Origin of the sequence: Kitasatospora herbaricolor (genome assembly GCF_030813695.1) — a bacterium.
GTDB classification, from domain to species: Bacteria; Actinomycetota; Actinomycetes; order Streptomycetales; family Streptomycetaceae; genus Kitasatospora; species Kitasatospora herbaricolor.
Window position 1 is genome coordinate 142,579 of sequence record NZ_JAUSVA010000002.1, and the last position, 20,817, is coordinate 163,395.

The following is a 20,817-nucleotide window of genomic DNA, read 5'->3' on the forward strand; positions in this document are numbered from 1 at the left end:
GCAACCACCCCAAGGGGGCGGGCGGGTTGCCGCATGTCCGGTCCGGGGACCCGGCGGCCGCTGCCGCCGAGCCGTTTGCTTGGATCGGCCCATGACGGACTGGTCTCAGCTCAACCACGCCTACGGCACCGCCCAGGACATTCCCGGACTCCTCGATTCCATGAGTCCCGATCCGAAGGATGCCTGCTGGGACAGGCTGTGGTCCTGCCTGTGCCATCAGGGCTCGGTCTTCACCGCCAGTTACGCAGCGCTCCCCGCCCTGGCCGGCGCGGCCCGGCGGTGGTCGCTGACGGAGCGAAGGCTGCCGCTCTACCTCGCCGGCGCCATCGTCGCCGGCATCGACCGACCCGACGACAGCGAACACCCGTTGCTGTCCCACCCGGCCGAGATCGCCGAACTGCACAGACTGACGGAGGAAGCCCTCCAGGACCCCGGGCTGAACGGCGACCCCCTCAATTACATCCAGCTGTTGGGGACGCTGCTCAGCTTCGAGGGCGTCGAGGTCTGGGGCGAGCAGATCGACGGCCTCAACGGTGAAGAGTACGAACTGCCCTGCCCCGCTTGCGAGACCGAGAACTATGTCGTCTTCGGCGAGCACGGCTACTTCTCGACCATCGACAGCATGTACATGAACCACCCACCCGCCAAACGGTTCCCCCTCCGGCCGCAGGATCCTTCGGTGATGAAGGGACTGGCCGGCAGACTCCACAACCGCATCCTCGCGGACGGTCACCCCGACCTCGCGCACAAACTCACCTACGTCTTCGGCACGGCTCAGTGCGCGGAATGCGGCACTCCCTTCGATGTCGCGGAGGCCGTCGTCGCTCGCTGGGGTGCCTGACGCGCCAACAGCCGAGCCATCCCCATCCGGTCCGCCGGACAAGGCCGACCGGCTCGGCCCTGCCGGCGCGGAAGCAGCTCGGGCCCGGTTCGGCCCTGTCCCTGCGCATGACCGACGAGAGCGCGGCCTCGGGCGCGGCCCCGGCGCTTCTCGTCCCTGACGACCCGGACGTCGTGGACGGGCTGCTCAGCGCCGCCGGGTTCGACCCCGCCGCGGCGGTACGGGCCGGCGCGGGCACCCTCGACGCGGCACTGCCGCTCCACAACCGCCACCGTGCAGGCCACCGCACCGCCGACCGCGCCAGCTGTCCGCCTGCGGCAGCGCCGGAAGGCAAGACCCGCCACGAAGCCATAGGTGCCTGACACGCTACGTCGCCCGCGAGATCTACCGACTCATCACCTCAGCCAGGAAGCCCACTCCAGCCCCAGCGTCAGCCAAGTGACATCCGCAGGGGCATCAAGCTGGCGGTCCGCCACGAGGCCACGGTTGCCATCGCCGTCATCAACGAGTGGCTATGACCCACCGCCGCCCTCCGGAAACGATGTCGCTGCCCGAAGTGGCCGGCACCACGGTGGTGGCATGCCGATCGGCCTGAACGTGCGGACCTCCTCCGGAGAGACCCTGACAGCTTGCACCCATCCGGCGCTCGGTGACCTGTGCCGACGAGCCGCGACTTTGGCCTTGCCGATGCTCTGCCACGTCGACCCCTATGACGACACCTGGTTCGACAAGTCGCAGATGCGACTCCTGGCCCCTGAGCTGGAGGCGCTGATCGACAGCGCTTCAGCTCCCGAGGCCGAGGCCGCAGCAGAAGTACTCGACCTGGCCGAGCAGCTTGAACACGAGCCGCACCGCTACCTCATCCTCATCGGACAGGGTGCCTGCGCCGGCACCCCGGTAGCAGCGGAAGCACGGATCCTGATGACAGAGCACGGCTTTGGCGGCGAACAACAGCAGTGTTCCTCCGTAAGAGTGGGGTGCGAACCTTCGGTGGGATAAGCTTCGTGATCAAGAGCTTTGAACGAGTTCAGGAATTGGGGGGCCGGTGTACCGTCACCGTGTCATGATCTCTGCTGCCGTCGTCGCGGCAGTCGTCGGCTTCATACCCGCCACGGCGCAGGCGGCGGGTCCGTCGACTGCTCCCGGCACGGGTGCGAGTGCCACCACCCCGGCCGCAGGGGCCGGGAAGGGCGCGCCCTCGGCGGGCACCTCCGCGCGGAGCGCCGAGGACACCGCCGCAGAGAAGGCCGCGCGAGATGCCGTGGCGAAGGACATCGCCGCGGGGAACGCCGCGGCCGCCAAGGCCAAGGAGGGCGCCCGGTCCGCAGCGCCGGACGCGTCCGCCACGTCGGGTCCGCCCGCTGGTTCGGCCGAGCAGCCGTACTTCCAGGTCTCCACCGGTCGGTCCAACCGCAACGCGCACGGTATGGGGATGGCGGTAGGCGTCAGCACTGACCTGACCCAGGGAGTCGTCACCTACCAGGTCGACTGGGGTGACGGCAGCACCTCCTCTGATGTCGGCCTCCTCAGCGAGGTGAGGTTCCTCAACCACACCTTCGCCGAGGTCGGTTCCCACAAGGTCACGGTCACGGCGACCGAGGCGATCAGTAAGCTGACCGCCCTCACCGTCTTCGAGCAGGTCGTGGACGGCTCCGAGTTCACCCCGTACTCGCCCACCCGGCTGCTGGACACCCGCGACGGCACCGGAGCCCCGGCCGCCGGAGCGGTCGCCCCGTACGCCACGGCCCGGGTGAAGATCGCCGGCAACGGCGACATCCCGGCGGGGGTGACGTCGGTGGCCCTGAACATCACCGCCACCAACACCGCGGTCGACGGGCACGTCATCGCGTACGCCTCCGGTTCGAAGCAGCCGACCACCTCGAACGTGAACTTCACGGCCGGGCAGACCGTGCCGACCCTGGCGATCGTGCCGGTCGGTGCGGACGGGTACGTCGAGCTGGCCAACCGCAGCGGCAGCCCGGTGGACCTGCTCGCCGATGTGACCGGCTGGTTCAGCAGGTCCGCGGCCAACGGGTACACCTCCGTGAAGCCGTCCCGGATCGGCGACACCCGCGAGGGCAGGGGCACCGCCCAGGGCCAGGTCGCCGGGCAGAGCTCCTTCGCCCTGCAGGTCGCCGGCCAGGGCGGACTGCCGGCCCAGGGCGTCGCGGCCGTCGCGCTCAACGTGACGGTCACCGACCCGAAGGGCCCCGGCCACCTGACTGTGTCGCCGAGCGGCCTTCAGCCGTCGGCCACGTCGAACCTGAACTTCACCACCGGGCAGACGGTCGCCAACGCGGTGATCGTGCCGGTAGGCCCCGACGGCCGGATCTCCGTCCGCAACGGCGCCTGGGGCGCAGCGGACGTCATCGTGGACGTCACCGGCTACTACAGCGCGGACGGCAAGGCCGCCTACCTGCCGGAGGAGCCCCGGCGGTTGTACGACTCCCGGCCCTGGGGGCCGCTCTCCGGCCGGAATTTCAACCGCGAAGGGGTATGGACGTCCGGCAGGGCGCTGGAAGCCCTCGTCCTGAACACGACGGTGACCAACCCGCAGGGCAGCGGCCACCTCGCGGTCGCTCCGGAGCCCGGCAACCTGGGCGGCGCCCGCCCGACTCCGCCGGACTCCTCGGTGCTGAACTGGACCAAGGGCGCCACCGTCTCCAACCTGGTCCAGGCGGACTTCAGGAACGTGGAGTACGTCGACATCTGGAACCTGGGCTGGGAGCCGACCGACCTGATCGTCGACCTGGTCGGCATGTACGACCGGTCCTGACGTCCCGTCCGTGCCGGTGCCCGCACCGAGCTGGAGGCGATCCCGGCCGCGGGCCGGTCAGGTGGCCTCTTCCGGACGGCCTTCGGAAACCGAAGGGTGCCGGTGGTGTTGGTAGTGCCGGTGGTGTTGGTAGTACCGCTGGTGCCGGGACCGCGCGACAGCGGTCCCGGCACCACCGGCAATCGGGACGACGACCCACCCACGCCCCTGGTCCTGCCGCCGGTGCCTTCGGCGAGCAGCGGGCAGCGGGCAGTCGGGGGGAGGAGACGCCGGAGACGGCGTGCGCCCCGGTGTACTTCGTCGCATGCATAATCCAACACCCGGCCACCGGCGAAAGGCCGGCGAGGACGACGGCAAGCTCGGGGTCCACGACCGGCCTGTCCCCACGTCACCTGCGGCCATGTGCAGGCCGGACTTGTCGGGTCCTGCACGCATGGCAGGCTGGGCGAATGCCCTCTGGATCCACCGCCGCTGACCGGCACGCTCCCTGTGAACCGACGCCACTCGACGGCGGCGAGCCCTTCCAAGGCTCGAACGCGGGCACGGTGCTCGACTTCTGGCGCTACGCCATGCCCGACCTGCGGACCAACACGACCCGTGGTCTGCTCGCCGAATTCCTGGTCCACCGCGCTGTCGGCGCGGTGAACCGCAACACGGAATGGGAGAGCTTCGACGTCCTCGCGCCCTCAGGGCTGAGGATCGAGGTCAAGACCAGCGCCTACCTCCAGGCCTGGGGACAAGCCCGGCTGTCCGACATCCGCTTCTCCCGGCTGCGAGGACGCACCTGGACCCCCGAGAGCGGCCGCTCGCCCGAGCAGTCGTACAACGCCGACGTCTACGTCTTCGCCGTCCACACCGCGCGCACCCACGCCGACTACGACCCCCTCGACGTCGGCCAGTGGCACTTCTACATCGCCCCCCGCACCCCCGTGGAAGCCACCGCACAGGCCAGCCTCGGACTCGCCACCGTCCAAAGGATCTGCGGCGACCCCGTCGCCTACGACGGCCTCGCACACCGGATCGCGACCTGCACCACCAGCCCGAAAGCCTGACGATTCCCCACACCCCTGACACACGAACGGGTGAGGCGGATTCGGGCTGCCGAACAGCCGGGCGATCGCCGCCTCGACCTCGCCCGCACACCGACCCCGGTGCCACCGGCGGGCAACCAGACCGGGAGCGGGAAGCAGCGCCGACGGGCCCGGGCCGGAACGGCGGGGCCGGGACCGGGACGGGCCGGGCCGGGCCGGGCCGGGCCGGGCCGGCACCCCGTCGAGGGCGGCCGGCTGGACCCGGCACGGTGCAGCAAAGTGACGGGACGGCAGGCAAGGCGAGCTGGAGCGGCAACCAGACGGGCCGGGAACGGAGTGAGCGGGACGGACACGGACAGGCGCTGACTACCGTGGGGCCAACTCCGGCAACACGAACACCGGGCAACCTGGCAGCACACCCCCGACCCTGGTGGAGCACACCTTGGACATCTGGACACCCACGCCACCGTGGATCCACACCGCCACCCACCCCGACACCTCATGGCCTCTGCCCCCGCAAGGAACCACCCACGTCGCGTACCTGGACGGCGGACGGATGCGCACCAGCCAGGGCGTCTTCGAAGAAACCGCCCCGGCGGTGTCGTCACCGGTCGCGATCTCGGTGAGTGTCAGCGTGGCGTGGAGAGGTGGCCGTCGATGGTGCCCGCGCAGCTGCCGGACCCGACGGCTCCCGCGTCGGTCATGGCGCTCGAGGTCCGTGCGTAGGTTGCGGTGATGGCGCGGCGTTGCCCGGCGGGCATGTCGGTGGCGGCCTGGCCCAGGCGCTGGGCCAGTGCCTCGTACGCCGGCAAGGCCGGTTCGGCGCGTGGGCGAGCAGGGCACGGTGGCCCGCGCCGGGCCTGAGACCGGGTGTTGTGGTGCTGGCGGCCGGGTGGGCGGGAGCCGTCAGGTGCCGGGCGTCCGGTGGTCGAGTTCGCTGCGGGCGCGGTTGCGGACCCGCCGGGCGACCAGTGCCCCTGCGAGCAGCGCGGCCACCAGGAGCGCGGTGCCAATGTCCCAGGCGGCGAATGCCACCGCCCGGCCGCTTCGGGTGAGTCCGAGCGCGGCCAGCACCCGGACGAGCACCACGAAGCCGGCCAGGAGGACGATGTTGCCCGGGCTCAGTCTGGTGCGCCACGGCACGATCGACGGCGTGGGCGGCAGGTCGGCGTCCCCCGGCGGCAGCGGGCCGTGACCGGCCGGCCAGCCCGGCGGCGTCCACACCGGCGGCCACTCCCCCACCCGGTTCGTTCCCCATCGCGCCGGGGCAAGGACGCCGGGATGCAGGTCCGGACGGCGCATCCAGGCGGCCCGCTGCTGCGCGGCCGGATCCGGATCGAGGACGAAGTGCAGGCGTGGGCCGGCCAGGCCGGGCATCACGCCGGGGTCGTGGCGCTCCAGCCGGTACCCGTACAGGCCCGCCGCCCAGATCTGCTGCGCCAGCTCGGGCCCCCGGCAGAAGCTCCTGACCACGACCTCGGCGTTCCTGCCGTCCAGGCGACGGGCCAGCGCGGAGTGGTCCATCACCTCAGCCACCGTCCTCGGCGGCCTGGTCGGCCTTGGAACCGTCCCTCCACGCGTTCTCCAAGCCGATGCCGAGGAGTCCCCCGGCCAGGGCTTCGGCAAACTGCCGTTCGCTGCGGGGTAGGAACTGCTCGAGCCACGATCCGGCGGGTGTCGTCGATCTCCTTCGCCGCCTGCCGCAGCCGGGCCGCCAGCGCCTCGACCCGCTCGGCATCCCGCGGAGCGGGATCGAAGCCGATCCCCTCGAAACCCGCCCGGTCGCGCGATACCGCCGCAGCGAGCCCGGGGAATCCGGCCATCAGGACACCTGCCCGGACATCACCCTGCGTACCGCCTCGTCCGCCTGCCGGTAGCCCTTCGGCGATACCTGCAGGCCGCCGCCGAGGGCTTTCAGGGTCTCGCCGAGCTGCTGGAGCCCGAACGACCAGCCTTCTCCGAACCCGCCGCAGGCGAACTCCGGCGCCTGGTGTCCCACCGCCCGCGGCTGGGTCCCCGTCAGCGCCGAAATCGCGCCCCCCATGCTGGCGACCGCCTCGTCCAACCCGCGCCCCAGACCGTCCAACTGATCGGCCTCGACCCGAAACGTTCCCTGCGCCACCATGCCCCCCGGCAAAGGTCGTACGGAAAGTAGCTGCACCCTGACAACACGATCACCATCGTTGCCAGGAGATACGGACGCCCATTGGGCACACCCGGTTGCGGGGCCTCTCGCCCCCGCAGGCACGAAGACCCCGGGCGCACGGGGCGCGGTCGCAATACGGCGGTGGGGCCGCCCCGCCGCCGAACGCCCAGATTCCGAAGCTCGCACCGGAACGACGGCACCCACCGGCTTCGACCCGTCCCGCCCGACGGCAACCAGGCCGATTGGCGCCGGTCCCCTCGGGATCCGGCCGCCCACCATGCTGGTCGTCCGCCGCGGACGAGTCGCAGGGCTGCCTCGCGGTCCGCTCCGACGCACGCGGCAGTGATGACCACCCACCAAGCTGTCCGGGGAGCCCAGCGTGTGGCAGGCGCGGACGGCCGAGGCGAGCGGGGCGGCCGGGGCGGCGGCCGGCCCCATCGCTCGCAGCGCCTTGATCGCAGAGGCCGAGAGCCCGGGGCCGTCCGGCTGCGGGTGGCGAACAGACCGTCACGAACCGGAGGGAGGACTCACGCAACGCCGAAGCCCTGCTCTGTCAACGGGCAGGATCACGATCTGCGGCTCGAGTACTACGAGGTGAAGCCGGCTCGCCGTTCGGCGAAAATCCTCATCGCCTCACCCAGGAATTCCACCATCCTGGGATGGTACGAGTTGTGAAACTCCCTCATGGCGTCGTCCTCCGCGTAGAAGAGTGCCATCCCGACGTATGCTTGCGTACTGGGGGCGTAGAATCGGCAGGCTATGCCGAAATGCCGACCGACGAGCTCCTGGATCCGGGAGTCCCCAGGCAGGGAGCCGTCCAGGCAGGCCGCGATCTCCCGGTACAGCACGTCCCAGTCCTGGTGGACCTGAGGCCTGTCGACGTGGTCCCAGTTGTTGGTCTCGGCGAGGCTCTTCGCCTGCTCTTCGGCCAACGACCGACGACACTCTTCCTCGTACTGATTCCCCATGGCACCAATTCTCTTGTCCGACTGTCAATCCAGGCGGAACAGTGACACAGGCCCACCGGATCGGCAACCTGTTTTGTTGAGCGGATCGGTCGATTCGTCAAAAATGGGCAGCCGGAGGAGTCTCCGCGTGCCGCCAAAGTCGTTTCCTTGGGGGACATCCCGTTCCTGGGGCGGACGTAGGAAACCGGCAGCGGGCGTGCGAGATCCGTCGGATCAAGGTCGCCAACGCGAGCAACCTGCTGTTCCCCGGCGCCCGCCAGGCCGTCCAGATCGAGCGCCGCCGCACCGAACGCAAGACCGGAAAGGCCAGTGCGGCCCGTCCTCCTCGGTCTCGTCCTCGCCGTCCTCGACGACGCGGGGGAGGTCTCTCCTGCGGTCGGGCTCCGGTCAGGGAGCGGCAGACGACGAAGGCGGCGATGACCAGGTGCCGCCGGAGCGTCCCAGCCTCGGCGTGGTCCAGGTATCGGCGCCATGGGCGGCCGAGGAGGTGACCGGTGACAGGCTGGTCGACCAGGCACGACTCGGTGGGCCGGCAGGCCGGACGGGCAGCGGCGCCAGTCGATCCGTACCGGCGGCAACGCCAGCGCCGTCGGCGCCTCCGCCACCGTCGTCGTCCTCGCGTGACAGCAGCTGCCGGCGGGGCGCCGCTGCCTCGCCGGGATCATCGGGACGGTTCCTCCTCTCGGAGGGGGAGGCGGCCGGCGGACTCCAGCCTGGCCAGGCGCTCGTGCTCGCGCTCCGCCCAGCGTCGTACCCGGGCGGGGTCCAGCGCGGTGCCGTGGCCGACGTGCAGTGCGGTGGGGCCCAGGGCGAGCATCGCGCGCAGGCTGGCGAGGTTCTGGCGGGGGTCGTCGTGGAAGGGCGGGTTGGCCGGTTTGCCGGGGATCAGGCCCATGAAGGAGTTGGCGATGAGGTCGCCCGCGACGAGGTCGCCCTCGTCGGTGAGGACGGAGACGGCTCCGGCGGTGTGCCCGGGGGTGGGCATGATGCGGCCGGCGATCCCGAAGTCCTCCAGGCTCGTCTCGCCGCTGATCAGTACGCCGGGTTCGACCGGTTCGGCCCGGACGTGCAGGTTCTTGTTGCGGTCCATCAGCCGGCCCATCGGGCCGGTGGGCAGGTACGGTTCGCGGACCCGGCCGCTGCGGTAGGGACCGAGGTCGGCGACGTGGCCGGCGACGGGTGCGCCGGTGAGGCGGTGCAGTTCTGCGGCGGAGCCGAAGTGGTCGATGTGGCCGTGGGTGAGGACGATCAGCGAGATCTCGGAGGGGTCGACGCCGTGTGCGGCGATCTGCTCGTAGATCTTCCGGCCGCTGCCGGGAGTCCCGGCGTCGACGATGACGGGCCGGCGGCCGAGCAGCAGGTAGGCGTTGACGGCGTGCCGGCCCAGGACCGGGATGGGGACGACCTTCGTACGGGACATGGCGGGCTCCAGGGTGTGGGTGGTGGCTTCGGCTCGTGCGGGCATGGCTGGGGAACGCCGGGCGGCGGTGGGTTGGCAGGCGGTGTGACGCGGGGCCGCCTGGGCGGTCAGAAGCGGCGGCGGTACTCGGCCGGGGTGGTGCCCAGACGTCGCTGGAATGAGCGGTGCAGCGTGTCCACGGAGCCCAGGCCGCTGGCGGCCGCGATCTCCGGGAGGCCGAGGTCGGTCTCCTCCAGCAGTCGGCGGGCGGACTCCAGGCGGGCGGACTCGACGTAGGCGGCCGGTGTGGTGGCGGTACGTCGGCGGAACAGGCGGGAGAAGTGGCGCACGCTCAGGTGCAGCCTGGCGGCGAGGGTTTCGGCCGAGAGGTCCTCGGTGAGGTGCTCGGCGATCCACACCCGTAGGTCGTCGATGCGGTCACCGCCGGCGCTCTGGACCGAGAGCGGCACGCTGAACTGGCTCTGCCCGCCGGAGCGTTTGACGTACATGACCATCATCCGGGCGGTGCCGAGCGCGAGCGCCTGACCGTGGTCCTCGGCGACCATCGCGAGCGCCATGTCCATCCCCGAGGTGACGCCGGCGCAGGTCCATACGCGCCCGGAGCGGATGAAGATCGGATCGGGGTCGACCGCGACGTCCGGGTGCTCGGCCGCCAAGCGGGCCGCGGTGAGCCAGTGGGTCGTGGCGGGCCGGCCGTCGAGCAGCCCTGCCGCGGCCAGCAGGTGCGCACCCGCGCAGATCGACCCGACCCGGCCTGCCCGGGGCGCCACCGTGCGGAGCCAGGCGGTGACTTCCCGGTCGATCACCGGCTCCACCGTGTCGCCGACCAGGTCGATCGCGCCCGCCACGAGCAGGGTGTCCACCCGGCCGTCCACCGCCCCGAGGGTGAGGTCGGCCATCAGGCGCACACCGCTTGAGGTCGGGACCGGTGCGCCGTCGGCGGTGGCGATCTGCACGACGTAGCCGGGCCGGTCGGGTCCGGCGACACGGGTGGCGACCGAGAACACCTCAGCCGGTCCGGTGACATCGAGGAGTTCGACGCCTGGGAAGGCGGCGACGACGACTCGGTGGGGCGACTGGGGCATGCCTTGATCATGCCGCTGGGCCGGAGGTGGCCGCAATGACGAGGTCATCGCAGATCCGGCCATGGGGACGGCCACCGGACGACCACAGGACGCCCATCGGACGACCACCGACGGCCGCCGGGCGGTCCGCCCGGCGGCCAGGCCCAGCCGGGCGGACGGGAGCACTTCCGGCGCGGTTCCGTCGAGCCGCCCGCCGCGAGCACGGCGTACTGGAGGCGTTCCGTACGTGGAGGGGGGTGCTACTCGAGGTCGAGCGGCCGGTTGAAGGGGTCGTAGGAGACGTGGCGGAGGCCGGCAGCGATGTTGCGGTGTCCGTGCCGACGGAAGGTCTTGATCGCCAGGTCGCGCCGGGTTGCCATGTTCCCGGGGCCGCGCCCGGTGCGGATCTTCGAGGTGTCTTCGGCGAAGGTTGTGTCGCGGACGAAATTCAGCCGGTTGGCGATGGGCCACTGTGACCGGGCGAGCTGGCCGAGCCGTGTCTCGCTCTGCCTCAAATCCAGGTCCTCATGCGTGTGTCCCGTTGCTGTGGTGTCGGCGCGTCCGCGGCGACACCAGACGGGCGACCGCCTGCCGGGCGGCCTCGCGGTGGTCAGGGCGGGGCACCGGCACGCGGGGGCCGGCCAGGTCCCGGCCGGTGAGCGACTTGGCTCCGACCACGGTCCAGTCGGCGCGGTGCACCACGGCGACGTGTCCTTCCACGTGGGCCTTGCGGTCCTTCCAGTCGTCCGGTGGCGCCATCAGAACGCGGAGGTCCTGGTGGTTCAACCATTCCAGGCCAAGGATCTGGCGGCCGAGGTGGTGTTCGATGAGCGACAGGGTGGTACCGGTCTCCAGGTTCACAAGCAGGAGCTCCCCCTCGAAGTGGTAGCCGCCGTCGTACTCGCCGGATCCCACGGTCAGCAAGGGAAGAGTGGGATGGAAGGCCATCGCGTTCACGGGGTACTGCGAGCTCAGGAGCCAACGGCGGCGGGCGCGGTCGGTGACGTGGAAGACGCCTACGGTCTTGGCCTCGTCATACTCGTGCGCGCCGGCCACCGCGACCATGCGTCGCCGCTTGTCCGCGACGGCCAGGACGGGATCGCCGACCTCGGCGAAGGAGGAGCCAGAGGAGTCGCGGTCAGCAGGAAACAAGGTCATGCAGAGAATCTTCGCAAGGATCCGGGCGGGACGGGTGTCCGAGCGCTGGTTGAGCCGCCGGCTACGCACCTCGCTCAGCTCCCCGACTCGACGGCTCATCCGCGCACTGAAGCGCTACCCGACCAAGAACACCGGGACTTTCGGACGCCCCTGCCCTGTTGGCGGCGTGTCGTAGGCCGCTCGAAGGTGGTGGGCCACAGCGGGTGGTCCTCCGGCAGGTGCCGCCAGGTACGGGCGATTCCCGTCGTCCCGCCCTTCGCCCATACCCGCTCCACCGGCAATAGTGCCTTTATCAAGGGTTATTGGACAACCGTCAGGAAATCGACTCCGGCGCGAGGATCGCACACGGGCCACCCGTTGCTGCTGGTGGTGCGGTCGGGGGCTTGGGCACGTTGGGAGAAGCGGTGTGGTTTGGGGTGCTGTGATGCTCGTGGGGTCGGTCTCCGGGTGTCGGTTGCTGTGTGTTGTGGGTGGCGGTCCGGGGTTTCGTTGTGGGGTTGTCCGGTCGGGTTGTCCGGTCGGGTTCGTTTCGGTGCGGAAGGGTTGGGTGGCGTTGTGGTGGTCAAGCTTGAGACGGTGCAGTTGGAGATCGAGGGGCCGGTGGCGACGATCTCGTTGGATCGTCCGGAGAAGAAGAACGCGATGAATCCGCAGATGCATGCGGACATGAATGCGGCGTTGGACGAGATCGAGACGGTGGGGGGTGTGAAGGTGGTGGTGGTCACCGGGAACGGTGACAGTTTCAGTGCGGGGATGGATCTGGAGGAGTGTTTCCTGCGTCCTTACGAGGATCCGATGTTGTTCTACCGGACGAATCTGGTGGCGTTGCGGTGGTTCCAGCGGTTGAAGGCGTTTCCGGCGGTGACGGTGGCGAAGGTGAACGGGTTCGCTTTCGGTGGCGGGGTGCTGGTGACGGGGATCTGTGATCTGGCGGTGGCGTCGGAGGATGTCCTGTTCGGGTTGTCGGAGATCAACTTCGGGATCTTCCCGGCGGGTGGGGCGTCGTGGGCGGCGGCGAACAATCTGCCGCGCAAGCAGGCGTTGTACTACATTTTGACGGGGGACACGTTCACGGGTGCGCAGGCGCAGGAGTTCGGGTTGGTGAACCGGGCGGTGCCGGCGGGTGAGCTGGACGCGGAGACGGACCGGATCGTGGCGAAGCTGGTGAAGAAGAACCCGGTGACGCTGGAGTTGGCGAAGCAGGTGTACGAGCACAACCGGGCCTCGGATCTGCCGGCGGCGATCGACTACGACCAGGCGAAGTTGTGGGAGTTGTCGCGTCTGACGGGCAACGAGTGGATCAACGTGGCGTTGAAGCAGTTCGAGAAGCGTAGTTTCCAGCCGGGTCTGAGCACCTACCGTCGTGGGGACGCGGCGTCATGATCTTCACGGGGCCGCATGCGCCGACGCCGGTTCCCGATGTGGCGTTCACGACGTTCGTGCTGGGTGAGGCGGGCGGTCACGCGGACCGGGTGGCGCTGGTGGACGTGGCGGGGGAGAACTCCTTCACGTACGGGGAGTTGGTCGCCGGGGTGGAGAGGGTGGCGGGCGCCCTCGGGGGGCGGGGTCTGGGCCGGGGGGACGTGCTGGCGTTGCTGGCGCCGAACGTGCCGCAGTTCCCGGTGGTCTTCCACGCGGCGGCGTCGTTGGGTGCCACGGTGGTGGTGCTGAACCCGTTGGACACGACGGCGGACCTGGTGGGGCATCTGGGCGGGTCGGGTGCGGTGCTGCTGGTGACGACCGAGGAACAGGCGTCCAGGGCGTCGGAGTTGGTGGCGGGCACCGAGGTCCGGGAGGTGGTGGTGTTCGGGCAGGCGCCCGGTACCACGCCGTTCTCGGAACTCCTCGATCCGGCAGCGGACCTGGCGCCGGACCGGGTGCCGGACCGGGTGCCGGTCGGGGGTGCGGGTGGGGTGTCGGTGGTGGGGGTGGACGCGGGGTCGGACGTGGTGGCGTTGTTGCACTCCTCGGGGAGTACGGGGCGTCCGAAGGGGGTGATGCTGACGCATCGCAACATGAGTGCGAACGTGTTGCAGACCAACGGTGGGGCGCCGTTGGAGGAGGGGGAGCGGGTGCTGGCGGTGGCGCCGTTCCATCACGCGTTCGGGTTGATCATGGTGTTGAACGCGAGTCTGCGTCAGGGCGCGACGGTGGTGACGATGCCGCGTTTCGATCCGCAGGGGTATCTGCAGGCGATCCAGGAGCATCGGATCACGCGTCTGTACGTGGTGCCGACGATCGCGGTGCTGCTGGCGCGCAGTCCGCTGGTGGAGCGCTTCGACCTGTCGTCGGTGCGGACCGTGATCTCGGGCGGGGCGGCGTTGGACCCGGAGATCGCGCGTCTGTGCGAGGAGCGGTTGGGGTGCCGGGTCGCGCAGGGGTACGGGCTGACCGAGGGGTTGGTGTCGTTCATGCAGGTGGAGGGTTCGCCTGCGGGGTCGGTGGGACGGGCGACGACGAACATCGAGTTCAAGATCGTGGACACCACGACGGGTGAAGCGTTGGGGCCGGGGCTGGAGGGTGAGGTCCTGGTGCGGGGCCCGCACGTGATGAAGGGCTACTTGGACGCGCCGCGGGCCACCGGCGAGGTGCTGGAGGGGGACGGGTTCCTGCACACCGGCGACCTGGGGAAGGTCGACGCGGACGGGGAACTGTTCCTGGTGGACCGGATCAAGGAACTGATCAAGTACAAGGGCCAGCAGGTGTCCCCGGTCGAGCTGGAGGCGGTCCTGATGACGCATCCGAACGTCGCGGACGCGGCGGTGATCGGGGTGCCCGACGAGGAGGCCAGCGAGATCCCGAAGGCCTTCGTCGTCCTGCGGGAACCGGCCACCGCCCAGGAGATCATGACCTTCGTCGCCGAACGCGTCGCACCGTACAAGAAGATCCGGCGGGTGGAGTTCATCGACGCCATCCCCCGCACCCCCGTCGGCAAGACCGAACGCCGCAGCCTCAAGGAACGCGAACGCGCAACCCGGTAACTCCAGTGACCCAGGGGACCCGTGAGCCGCAACCCCCTGCCCCACCGGACGGCCCCGGGCGGGCCGTCCCGCCCCACGGGGGCGGCGCCCGGCTGCTGCCGGACCTGCGCCCGACGGGCTACGGCCGTCCGAGGTGCTCGCCGGCAGGTCGGCGGTGACGGGGGCAAGGCCGCGCGGGCATGCCGAGCAGGGGCCACCGTGCGGCACGAGCAGGTACTCCCCCGCGCCACCTCCCGAGCCGGCCGTTCACCGTTGGCGCAGCCCGGCACCACGTCCGGTCCGCCTCCGACGACCAGCAGCGACCCCGCGATGCGGCGGTCCCCCGCCCCCACCGCTCCGGGGTCGGGGCGTCAGTCCGATCGGGGCGTCAGTCCGAGGAGTCCCTCTTCGCACCGTCGCCCGCGGTGTCCGGGTCCGGGACGCGGCCGGCGGACCGGTCGTCGGCGTGGTCCGCCCCTTGCGGGTCCATCGTGGCCGCCCAGTGCTCCGCCCATTGGGCGAGGGGGTTCAGGGCGTGGCGCGCCTCCTGTCCCAGCGGGGTGAGCTCGTAGCGGCTGTCCGGCAGTTGGTGGATCACCCGGGCATCCAGCAGCTCGGTCAGGCGCTGCCGCATCACGCTGGAGGACATGTCGTCGCACTGCTTCTGCAAGGGGCGGAATCCAAGCGGACCCGCGTGAAGCTCCCACAGGATGCGCAGACTCCACCGCCGCCCGAACAGATCGAGTGCGGCCATGAGGGGGCGGCCGGTGGTCGAGCCGCGAACAGGACTGCCAGGTGTGGGTGTTGCCATGTCGCGATGTCCAGCTCTCCAGGGTTGACGCTTCGAATTCCGACACGCTAGCATGGATATCCGCTTCGGAAATCGAAGCGAACGCGGCTGTTGCGGCGCCTGCTCCGACGATCCGGGCGGGAGGAGTCCCTGAAAGCCCGAGTCGACGGAGGCGGGACCGGCGGGGAGGGCCGGTACAAGCGCGTCGCATGGTGCCCCGGTTTCGTGGTCGGCGCCGAGTCGCACGGACGGCGCACCAGGAACCTGTTCGCGGCCGGAGGGGGCGGGTGACCGGCACGCGGGAGTGCGAGTACAGGCTCCACCATGTCCTGAAAACCCGACGGGCGGAACTCCCATGACGCCTCGTCAGCACGTGCCGCGACGGAGCCGACGTCCACTCAGAGCTGGAGACCAGATGACCACGACCGCGTTTCCCTCGGCGGCAGCACGGGCCGCAGCCGCTGCCGCCCTGGTCGAGGACGAGTCAGGGAAGGACATCACCACCGTGTGGAGCGTTGCCGAGGACCTGGTGGCCACGGCCGAGATCCGCACCCGGCAGAGCGGCATCGCCGCCGGCCTCCCCGTGGTCGCCGAGGTCTTCGCGCAGGTCGACCCTGAGGTCAAGGTCGAGCCGGCCGTCGCCGACGGCGCCCGAGTGGCCGACGGCCAGGTCCTGGTGCACCTGTCCGGTTCGGCGCGCAGCCTGATCACCGGGGAGCGCACGGCGCTGAACTTCCTGCAGCGCATGTGCGGCATCGCGACGCTCACCGACCGCTACGTCCGGGCTGTGGAAGGGACCAGGGCGCGCATCCTGGACACGCGCAAGACGGCGCCGGGCCTGCGCGCCCTGGACAAGTACGCGGTCACCGCCGGCGGCGGCCACAACCACCGCCTCGATCTCGCGGCGATGGTCCTGCTCAAGGAGAACCACATCGCCGCGGCGGGCGGGGTGACCGCCGCGATCGAGGCGGTCGGGCGCGGGATGGCGCACACCGGGCAGACCGTGGAGAGCGATGTAGAGGTGCAGACCGTCGCACAGGCCGTCGAGGCCCTCGACGCCGGAGCCCGCTGGATCATGCTCGACAACATGCCGGTGGCCGACATCGAGCAGGTCGTGAAGCTCCGGGCCGGGCGGCCCGACGCCTCCCGGATCCTGCTGGAGGCCTCGGGCACCATCCGCCTGGACACGGTTCTCGCCATCGCCGGGACGGGCGTCGACCTCATCTCGGTCGGGGCGTTGACGCACAGCGCGCCCGCACTGGATCTGACCATGCTGCTGACCACCGGCCCGGTGCCATGCCGGAGGTAGCGGTCGTCGACGCGTGTCAGCGAGACGGCGCGGGTGGCAGCCCGACCGCCGTTCTGGATGACGCGCCGTTCACCGACGAGGAGCGATGCCGCATTCCCGGGGAGTTGGGAACATCGCACGCCGTCTTCCTCCGCGCGACCGGAATCGAGCGTCGTCGGCCCGCGTACACCCTGCGGTTCTTCACCGCCCAGGACGAACTGCCCGCCTGCGGCCACGGCACCGTCGCCGCCCTCGCCGTGCTGGCCGAGCGGGAAGGCAGCGACCACGACTACCGCGGCGTCCTGCGCACGGCCCACCGCAGCTTCGACTGTCGGGCAAGCCGGAGCGGTGACGGCCTGACGGCGTCGTTCGACCCGGGCCCGGTCAGCCTGCGTAGCGCCGGTGGACCCGAACTGAGGGCAGTCGCAGGCAGCCTCGGACTGACGCGGGACGCGGTCGCCGGCGAAGCGTGCGTGGCGTCCAACGGACGGCCGAGGCTTCTGCTGCCCGTCCGATCCCGCGCCGCACTGGCCGAACTCACGCCGGACTTCACCCTGTTGCGCGCAGCATGTGACCGCCACGGTCTGCTGGGCTGCTACGCCTACTCGCCCCCGGACCGGCACGGCCGAGCAGCGGCCCGGATGTTCTCCCCGTCGATCGGCGTCCCCGAGGACATCGCCAACGCCAACAGCACGGCCTGCCTGGCAGCGCACCTTGCCGGCTCCGGCACACGCCGCCTCGCTGTCGACATGGGTGACCACCTCGGCAACCCGTCCACCATCACAGCGACCGTCCACCGCGGCCGCGCGGGGCACCGGATCCGGGTCGGCGGCCAGGCAGCGATCGTGCGCACGGTCATGCGCTGAGGCCTGCGCGCTCAAGGCGTCTTGGTCGGCTCGCTGCCCCGCAGCGCGCCGGCCATGGATCCGAGCATGCTTTCCGATCATCAATTCCGCACACAGGAGGTACCGTGGCCAAGGGCTACTGGGTCAGCGTCTACCGCACCATCGCCGCCCCTGAGAGGCTTGCCGCCTACGACAAGCTGGCCGGTCCGGCCGTCAGGGCCGCGGGCGGGCGGCTGCTCGCCCGCGGCAGCCGGGTCGTCGCACACGACGCCGGAATCGCCGAGCGCACCATCCTGATCGAGTTCGACAGCTTCGAACAGGCGGTCGCCGCGCGCGCGAGTGCGGCCTACCAGGAGGCGCTGGCCGTACTCGCTGACGGCGTCGAGCGCGACTTCCGCATCATCGAAGGCCTCGACTGACGATCGAGGCCCGTCGGGGAGGGACGCGACACCTGCTGCGGGGATCACCCCGGCTCGTGCCCGCCCGGGTGTGGCGCGACACCTTCCACGGCCTGCTCGACGAACCGTCGCCCGAACGCCTCGACCGGGTCACCGCTCCGGTCCTGGTGATCCGGGGCGACCACGACCCGCTCCTCCCCCCCTCCGACCAGGAACGCCTGACCGCCGCCTTCCCGCCCGCCACCCTGCTGGTCCACGAGGGCGCCCGCCACGTCGTCCACTGGGACGACCCCGTGCGCACAGCGGCCGACCTGGCCGTCTTGACCGCCATCTGTGCCCGCCGGCCCTGACCGTCCGGTCCGCCCCGGGGGCAGGCGATCCGGACGGCACGACGCACCGCGCGCGGGCCAGGAGAACGACGCCCCGGCGGCCGTGGGAGCGGGAACGGTCGTCGCCGGGGTCAGCGGGTTCACCCCCGCCGGGAGCTGCCCGGACCGGCGCCGCCGCGACCCTGCACCCGCGATCGCGGCCCGTCGTGGATCCCCGCTGGTCGGCGTGCCCGCAGATCGGCCCGGATCTGCTTGGATACCCGGGTGACCGACCTGACCGCGACCGCTCCCTGCCCGTGCGTCCTCTGCGTCCCCGCCGCCTCCGCGACCTTCCTGGCCCGGCGGCAACGCAGGAAGCAGTGGGGCTCGGTGATGGCGCACGTCCAGGAGTACGGCTGGCACGTGGTCGGCGTGGGTGGCGGCGGGGACGTCCCCGACTGGGCCTTCACCGTCGGCCTGTGGCATTCCCACCGCATCCCCGAAATCGCCATGTTCGGCCTGGAAGTGCGCGGCCTGATGCACTGGATCGGTGATGCCGCGACCCTGCTGCGCGACGGGGCGCCCCGGGAGCCGGGCTCCCTCCTCCCCGGTGTCATCGAGGACTATCGGCTCCGGATCGAACCCGTCGACAACAGTTGGCTCCGCGCCCTGTTCGGCACGGCCGGCGGCTTCTACCGGCGGACTCCCGTCCCCTTTCTCCAGCTGGTCTGGCCCGACCGGGAGCACCGCTGGCCCGCCGACGAGCGGGCCAGTCCGGGCTGCCGCGCGCAACCCGCTCTCCATCTGCCGGTCGACAGGCACCCGCAGGGCGTCTGGACCGAGGAGGCCGCCTGGCAGTGAGCCTTCGCCGCAGGCGCCGGCGGAGGAGATGCCACCGGCCGCGCCGAGCCGTTCCCCGTCCCGTCGGCAGGCCACCCGGTGCGCGGTCTCGGTGCTCCGCGGCGAGCGGGTTGAGCGAACGGGCCCGCCCGGGGCAGGATGGCGATCGTGGACCTGAAGTACCCGTGCGTGTGCTGTGGCCGTCTGACGATGGCGGGGCCTCCCGGATCGTACGAGATCTGCCCCGTGTGCTGCTGGGAGGACGACCCGGTCCAGCTCCGGTGGCCGGACCAGGCGATCGGGGCGAATCCGCGGACCTCCCTGATCGAGGCCCAGCGCAACTTCGTGGCGTTCGGAGCCAGTCACGAACAGTTCCTCGGGCAGGTCCGGGCACCTGAGGAGAACGAACCGCGGGACCGGAGTTGGCGGCCCGTCGATCCGGAGCGCGACCGCTTCGAGCCCCGGGGCGTGCAGCTCGCGGCCTGGCCCGACGACCGCACCGTCCTGTACTGGTGGCGCTACCGCGATCCGGGATTCTGGCGTCCTCCGCACGACGGCCCTTCCTCCTGAGGCGAACCACGGCCGTCGCGCCCGCAGGGTCGGCCCACGGGCGCCACCGGCGGAATCGGCCAAGGGCGTCACCGGCGGTCGTGGGGGTCTCGGTCCTCGGGGTCCTCGACCAGACCGCTGGCATACGGAATCGCCTCCGGATGCTCGCGCTGTCCCGGCTCCGGCTCGGCCTCGGCCAGGTCGGCCAGCACGGCAAGCACGGCCAGGAGACGGTCACGCTGGTCCTTCGGCTGCCGGGTCAGCACGGGGGGCCCGGCGGTGGTGCCGCAACGAGAAGGGCGCGCCGGCCGTCGCCGAAGGACTGCCGGGCGCGCCGGGCGACACCCCCGGGGCGCCGACGGCGACGGTGGCCGAGGTACACCTGCCGGTCGGGGAGACCCGCGCCGGGGAGACCCGCGCCGTGCTGAGGAGCGCACCGGGTGCGCAGGGCGGGCTGTGACACGAGCCCCCTTACGAGGGGCAGGGCAGGACGAGTCCGGAGCAACCCGGACGGCCGTCTCAGTCCGACAGGTCCCAGAGCAGCCGGTAGTACCTCGTCCGCTCCGGGTCGGGCTCGACGCCGTAGGCGTCGAGCAGCGCTCCTTCCCATCCCGGGCCGTAGTTCCACTCCGTGCTCCAGGTGGCGACGGCCAGGTCGGCCCAGCGGTCGGCGAGGCCGAGGGCGCCCAGGTCGACGTGGCCGACGCAGGTGCCGTCGTCGCCGACCAGGGTGTTGGGAGCGCAGGCGTCCCCGTGGCAGACCACGAGCCGGTCGACGGGCGGCGGGTCGGCCAGCACGTCGAGAGCGTGCTGCACGGTGCCGAGGGGGCGCAGGCTCTCGTCCCAGTCGGCGGGATCGATCCGGCCGGCGGCCGCCCTGGCCCGCACAGCCGCCAGTCGTCGGCCGGCCGACCAGTCGAACGGGCATTCCTCCACCGGAAGTCGGTCGTGCAACGCCCGCAGTCCGGCGCCGATCGCGCGCACCGCGGTGGCCGGGTCGCGCTTCCAGTGGTCGTCCACCGCCGTGCGGCCGGGCAGGCCGGCGGTGATGGTCCAGGCCCCCGATTCGTCCGAGCCCTCGGCCAGGACCTCGGGCACGACCGTGTGGGCGGCCGCCCAGCGCAGGCGCACCACCTCGGCCGGCAGGTCGATCCCGCTGCCGGCCGGTGTCCACTTGAGGAACTGTCGCGAGGCCCCTTCGCCGATCTGGAAGGTCAGGCCGCCGACGGCGTTGCGCCAGACCGGCAGCGCGGGTCGTCCGGCCGCGAACTGGGTGACGATCCGGGGGACTTCGATCGGACCTTGGGAGAACGTCGGGATCACCGGACCATTGTCGCAGCGCTCGCCGGGGTGGGGGCAAGCCGGTTTCTGCTCGCTCCGGCAGGCAGCCTTCGACGGGAGCGCTCTCCCCAGTCCGCCGCCAACGGCGTTCCGG

24 protein-coding genes are annotated in these 20,817 nt (G+C 71.2%); 13 read left to right on the top strand and 11 right to left on the bottom strand.

The window, feature by feature from the left end:
• Positions 1-91: 91 nt before the first annotated feature.
• The 5 genes from J2S46_RS00975 to J2S46_RS00995 all read left to right on the top strand — a co-directional run bounded on the left by J2S46_RS00975 (position 92) and on the right by J2S46_RS00995 (position 4,669).
• Entirely contained in the window at positions 92-841 is a 750-nt protein-coding gene (locus tag J2S46_RS00975) for a hypothetical protein (protein WP_191294141.1), read from the top strand.
• Between the two features lie 107 nt (positions 842-948).
• Complete coding sequence (locus J2S46_RS00980; RefSeq protein ID WP_191294140.1) at positions 949-1,203, top strand: hypothetical protein; 255 nt, start codon at positions 949-951, stop codon at positions 1,201-1,203.
• 217 nt (positions 1,204-1,420) lie between these two features.
• Positions 1,421-1,840, top strand: coding sequence for a hypothetical protein (locus J2S46_RS00985; RefSeq protein WP_191294139.1), 420 nt, complete (start codon positions 1,421-1,423; stop codon positions 1,838-1,840).
• Positions 1,841-1,904: 64 nt separating this feature from the next.
• Positions 1,905-3,617 carry a PKD domain-containing protein gene (locus J2S46_RS00990; protein ID WP_191294138.1) on the top strand — a complete coding sequence of 571 codons (1,713 nt, stop codon included), beginning with the start codon at positions 1,905-1,907 and terminating at the stop codon, positions 3,615-3,617.
• Between the two features lie 449 nt (positions 3,618-4,066).
• Positions 4,067-4,669 carry a hypothetical protein gene (locus J2S46_RS00995; protein WP_191294137.1) on the top strand — a complete coding sequence of 201 codons (603 nt, stop codon included), beginning with the start codon at positions 4,067-4,069 and terminating at the stop codon, positions 4,667-4,669.
• Between the two features lie 608 nt (positions 4,670-5,277).
• Here J2S46_RS00995 and J2S46_RS01000 read toward each other — a convergent pair.
• The 8 genes from J2S46_RS01000 to J2S46_RS01035 all read right to left on the bottom strand — a co-directional run bounded on the left by J2S46_RS01000 (position 5,278) and on the right by J2S46_RS01035 (position 11,503).
• Complete coding sequence (locus tag J2S46_RS01000; protein WP_191294136.1) at positions 5,278-5,460, bottom strand: hypothetical protein; 183 nt, start codon at positions 5,458-5,460, stop codon at positions 5,278-5,280.
• Positions 5,461-5,554: 94 nt separating this feature from the next.
• The gene (locus J2S46_RS01005) at positions 5,555-6,175 is read right to left on the bottom strand and encodes a hypothetical protein (RefSeq protein WP_191294135.1); all 621 of its coding nucleotides are present in this window, start codon (positions 6,173-6,175) and stop codon (positions 5,555-5,557) included.
• Between the two features lie 295 nt (positions 6,176-6,470).
• Positions 6,471-6,773 carry a hypothetical protein gene (locus J2S46_RS01010; RefSeq protein WP_191294134.1) on the bottom strand — a complete coding sequence of 101 codons (303 nt, stop codon included), beginning with the start codon at positions 6,771-6,773 and terminating at the stop codon, positions 6,471-6,473.
• A 608-nt stretch (positions 6,774-7,381) separates the two neighbouring features.
• The gene (locus J2S46_RS01015; RefSeq protein ID WP_191294133.1) at positions 7,382-7,762 is read right to left on the bottom strand and encodes a TipAS antibiotic-recognition domain-containing protein; all 381 of its coding nucleotides are present in this window, start codon (positions 7,760-7,762) and stop codon (positions 7,382-7,384) included.
• A gap of 661 nt (positions 7,763-8,423) precedes the next feature.
• Positions 8,424-9,182: an MBL fold metallo-hydrolase gene (locus tag J2S46_RS01020; RefSeq protein WP_191294164.1), complete on the bottom strand. Its 759-nt coding sequence runs from the start codon at positions 9,180-9,182 to the stop codon at positions 8,424-8,426.
• A 107-nt stretch (positions 9,183-9,289) separates the two neighbouring features.
• On the bottom strand, positions 9,290-10,267 hold the full coding sequence (locus tag J2S46_RS01025) for a GlxA family transcriptional regulator (RefSeq protein ID WP_191294132.1): 978 nt from the start codon (positions 10,265-10,267) through the stop codon (positions 9,290-9,292).
• 239 nt (positions 10,268-10,506) lie between these two features.
• Positions 10,507-10,761: a hypothetical protein gene (locus J2S46_RS01030; RefSeq protein WP_229913346.1), complete on the bottom strand. Its 255-nt coding sequence runs from the start codon at positions 10,759-10,761 to the stop codon at positions 10,507-10,509.
• A gap of 10 nt (positions 10,762-10,771) precedes the next feature.
• The gene (locus tag J2S46_RS01035) at positions 10,772-11,503 is read right to left on the bottom strand and encodes a hypothetical protein (RefSeq protein WP_191294131.1); all 732 of its coding nucleotides are present in this window, start codon (positions 11,501-11,503) and stop codon (positions 10,772-10,774) included.
• A gap of 456 nt (positions 11,504-11,959) precedes the next feature.
• Here J2S46_RS01035 and J2S46_RS01040 point away from each other — a divergent pair, with 456 nt between their 5' ends.
• Positions 11,960-12,787: a p-hydroxycinnamoyl CoA hydratase/lyase gene (locus J2S46_RS01040; RefSeq protein WP_307348227.1), complete on the top strand. Its 828-nt coding sequence runs from the start codon at positions 11,960-11,962 to the stop codon at positions 12,785-12,787.
• Complete coding sequence (locus tag J2S46_RS01045; protein ID WP_307348229.1) at positions 12,784-14,385, top strand: AMP-binding protein; 1,602 nt, start codon at positions 12,784-12,786, stop codon at positions 14,383-14,385. The genes J2S46_RS01040 and J2S46_RS01045 overlap by 4 nt, the downstream gene beginning before the upstream one ends.
• A 367-nt stretch (positions 14,386-14,752) precedes the next feature.
• Here the strand turns inward: J2S46_RS01045 and J2S46_RS01050 are convergent, their stop codons facing one another.
• On the bottom strand, positions 14,753-15,511 hold the full coding sequence (locus J2S46_RS01050; RefSeq protein ID WP_307348231.1) for a winged helix-turn-helix transcriptional regulator: 759 nt from the start codon (positions 15,509-15,511) through the stop codon (positions 14,753-14,755).
• Between the two features lie 58 nt (positions 15,512-15,569).
• On the opposite strand from J2S46_RS01050, the gene nadC reads away from it, so the two are divergent.
• From nadC to J2S46_RS01080, 6 genes are all read left to right on the top strand, one after another.
• Positions 15,570-16,463 (top strand): carboxylating nicotinate-nucleotide diphosphorylase, encoded by an 894-nt coding sequence (nadC, locus tag J2S46_RS01055; protein ID WP_191291896.1) that lies wholly within the window; start codon positions 15,570-15,572, stop codon positions 16,461-16,463.
• Positions 16,451-17,308, top strand: coding sequence for a PhzF family phenazine biosynthesis protein (locus J2S46_RS01060; protein WP_191291895.1), 858 nt, complete (start codon positions 16,451-16,453; stop codon positions 17,306-17,308). The genes nadC and J2S46_RS01060 overlap by 13 nt, the downstream gene beginning before the upstream one ends.
• A gap of 104 nt (positions 17,309-17,412) precedes the next feature.
• The gene (locus tag J2S46_RS01065; RefSeq protein WP_191291894.1) at positions 17,413-17,706 is read left to right on the top strand and encodes a DUF1330 domain-containing protein; all 294 of its coding nucleotides are present in this window, start codon (positions 17,413-17,415) and stop codon (positions 17,704-17,706) included.
• Positions 17,707-17,762: 56 nt separating this feature from the next.
• Positions 17,763-18,035 (top strand): alpha/beta fold hydrolase, encoded by a 273-nt coding sequence (locus J2S46_RS01070; RefSeq protein ID WP_191291893.1) that lies wholly within the window; start codon positions 17,763-17,765, stop codon positions 18,033-18,035.
• A gap of 243 nt (positions 18,036-18,278) precedes the next feature.
• Positions 18,279-18,854 carry a DUF4262 domain-containing protein gene (locus tag J2S46_RS01075; protein WP_191291892.1) on the top strand — a complete coding sequence of 192 codons (576 nt, stop codon included), beginning with the start codon at positions 18,279-18,281 and terminating at the stop codon, positions 18,852-18,854.
• A 138-nt stretch (positions 18,855-18,992) separates the two neighbouring features.
• Entirely contained in the window at positions 18,993-19,403 is a 411-nt protein-coding gene (locus tag J2S46_RS01080) for a CPCC family cysteine-rich protein (RefSeq protein ID WP_191291891.1), read from the top strand.
• Between the two features lie 68 nt (positions 19,404-19,471).
• Here the strand turns inward: J2S46_RS01080 and J2S46_RS01085 are convergent, their stop codons facing one another.
• A complete protein-coding gene (locus J2S46_RS01085) occupies positions 19,472-19,648 on the bottom strand; it encodes a hypothetical protein (protein WP_191291890.1) in 177 nt (58 codons plus the stop codon).
• Between the two features lie 253 nt (positions 19,649-19,901).
• Complete coding sequence (locus J2S46_RS01090; protein ID WP_191291889.1) at positions 19,902-20,705, bottom strand: aminoglycoside 3'-phosphotransferase; 804 nt, start codon at positions 20,703-20,705, stop codon at positions 19,902-19,904.
• Positions 20,706-20,817 lie beyond the last annotated feature (112 nt).

Excerpts from the sequence above, each read along its gene's own strand:
- J2S46_RS00975 (WP_191294141.1), top strand. The coding sequence starts at position 92 with ATGACGGACTGGTCTCAGCTCAACCACGCCTACGGCACCGCCCAGGAC.
- J2S46_RS00980 (WP_191294140.1), top strand. The coding sequence starts at position 949 with ATGACCGACGAGAGCGCGGCCTCGGGCGCGGCCCCGGCGCTTCTCGTC.
- J2S46_RS00985 (WP_191294139.1), top strand. The coding sequence starts at position 1,421 with ATGCCGATCGGCCTGAACGTGCGGACCTCCTCCGGAGAGACCCTGACA.
- J2S46_RS00990 (WP_191294138.1), top strand. The coding sequence starts at position 1,905 with ATGATCTCTGCTGCCGTCGTCGCGGCAGTCGTCGGCTTCATACCCGCC.
- J2S46_RS00995 (WP_191294137.1), top strand. The coding sequence starts at position 4,067 with ATGCCCTCTGGATCCACCGCCGCTGACCGGCACGCTCCCTGTGAACCG.
- J2S46_RS01010 (WP_191294134.1), bottom strand. The coding sequence starts at position 6,773 with ATGGTGGCGCAGGGAACGTTTCGGGTCGAGGCCGATCAGTTGGACGGT.
- J2S46_RS01015 (WP_191294133.1), bottom strand. The coding sequence starts at position 7,762 with ATGGGGAATCAGTACGAGGAAGAGTGTCGTCGGTCGTTGGCCGAAGAG.
- J2S46_RS01020 (WP_191294164.1), bottom strand. The coding sequence starts at position 9,182 with ATGTCCCGTACGAAGGTCGTCCCCATCCCGGTCCTGGGCCGGCACGCC.
- J2S46_RS01025 (WP_191294132.1), bottom strand. The coding sequence starts at position 10,267 with ATGCCCCAGTCGCCCCACCGAGTCGTCGTCGCCGCCTTCCCAGGCGTC.
- J2S46_RS01035 (WP_191294131.1), bottom strand. The coding sequence starts at position 11,503 with ATGAGCCGTCGAGTCGGGGAGCTGAGCGAGGTGCGTAGCCGGCGGCTC.
- J2S46_RS01045 (WP_307348229.1), top strand. The coding sequence starts at position 12,784 with ATGATCTTCACGGGGCCGCATGCGCCGACGCCGGTTCCCGATGTGGCG.
- J2S46_RS01050 (WP_307348231.1), bottom strand. The coding sequence starts at position 15,511 with ATGGGAGTTCCGCCCGTCGGGTTTTCAGGACATGGTGGAGCCTGTACT.
- nadC (WP_191291896.1), top strand. The coding sequence starts at position 15,570 with ATGACCACGACCGCGTTTCCCTCGGCGGCAGCACGGGCCGCAGCCGCT.
- J2S46_RS01060 (WP_191291895.1), top strand. The coding sequence starts at position 16,451 with ATGCCGGAGGTAGCGGTCGTCGACGCGTGTCAGCGAGACGGCGCGGGT.
- J2S46_RS01080 (WP_191291891.1), top strand. The coding sequence starts at position 18,993 with ATGGCGATCGTGGACCTGAAGTACCCGTGCGTGTGCTGTGGCCGTCTG.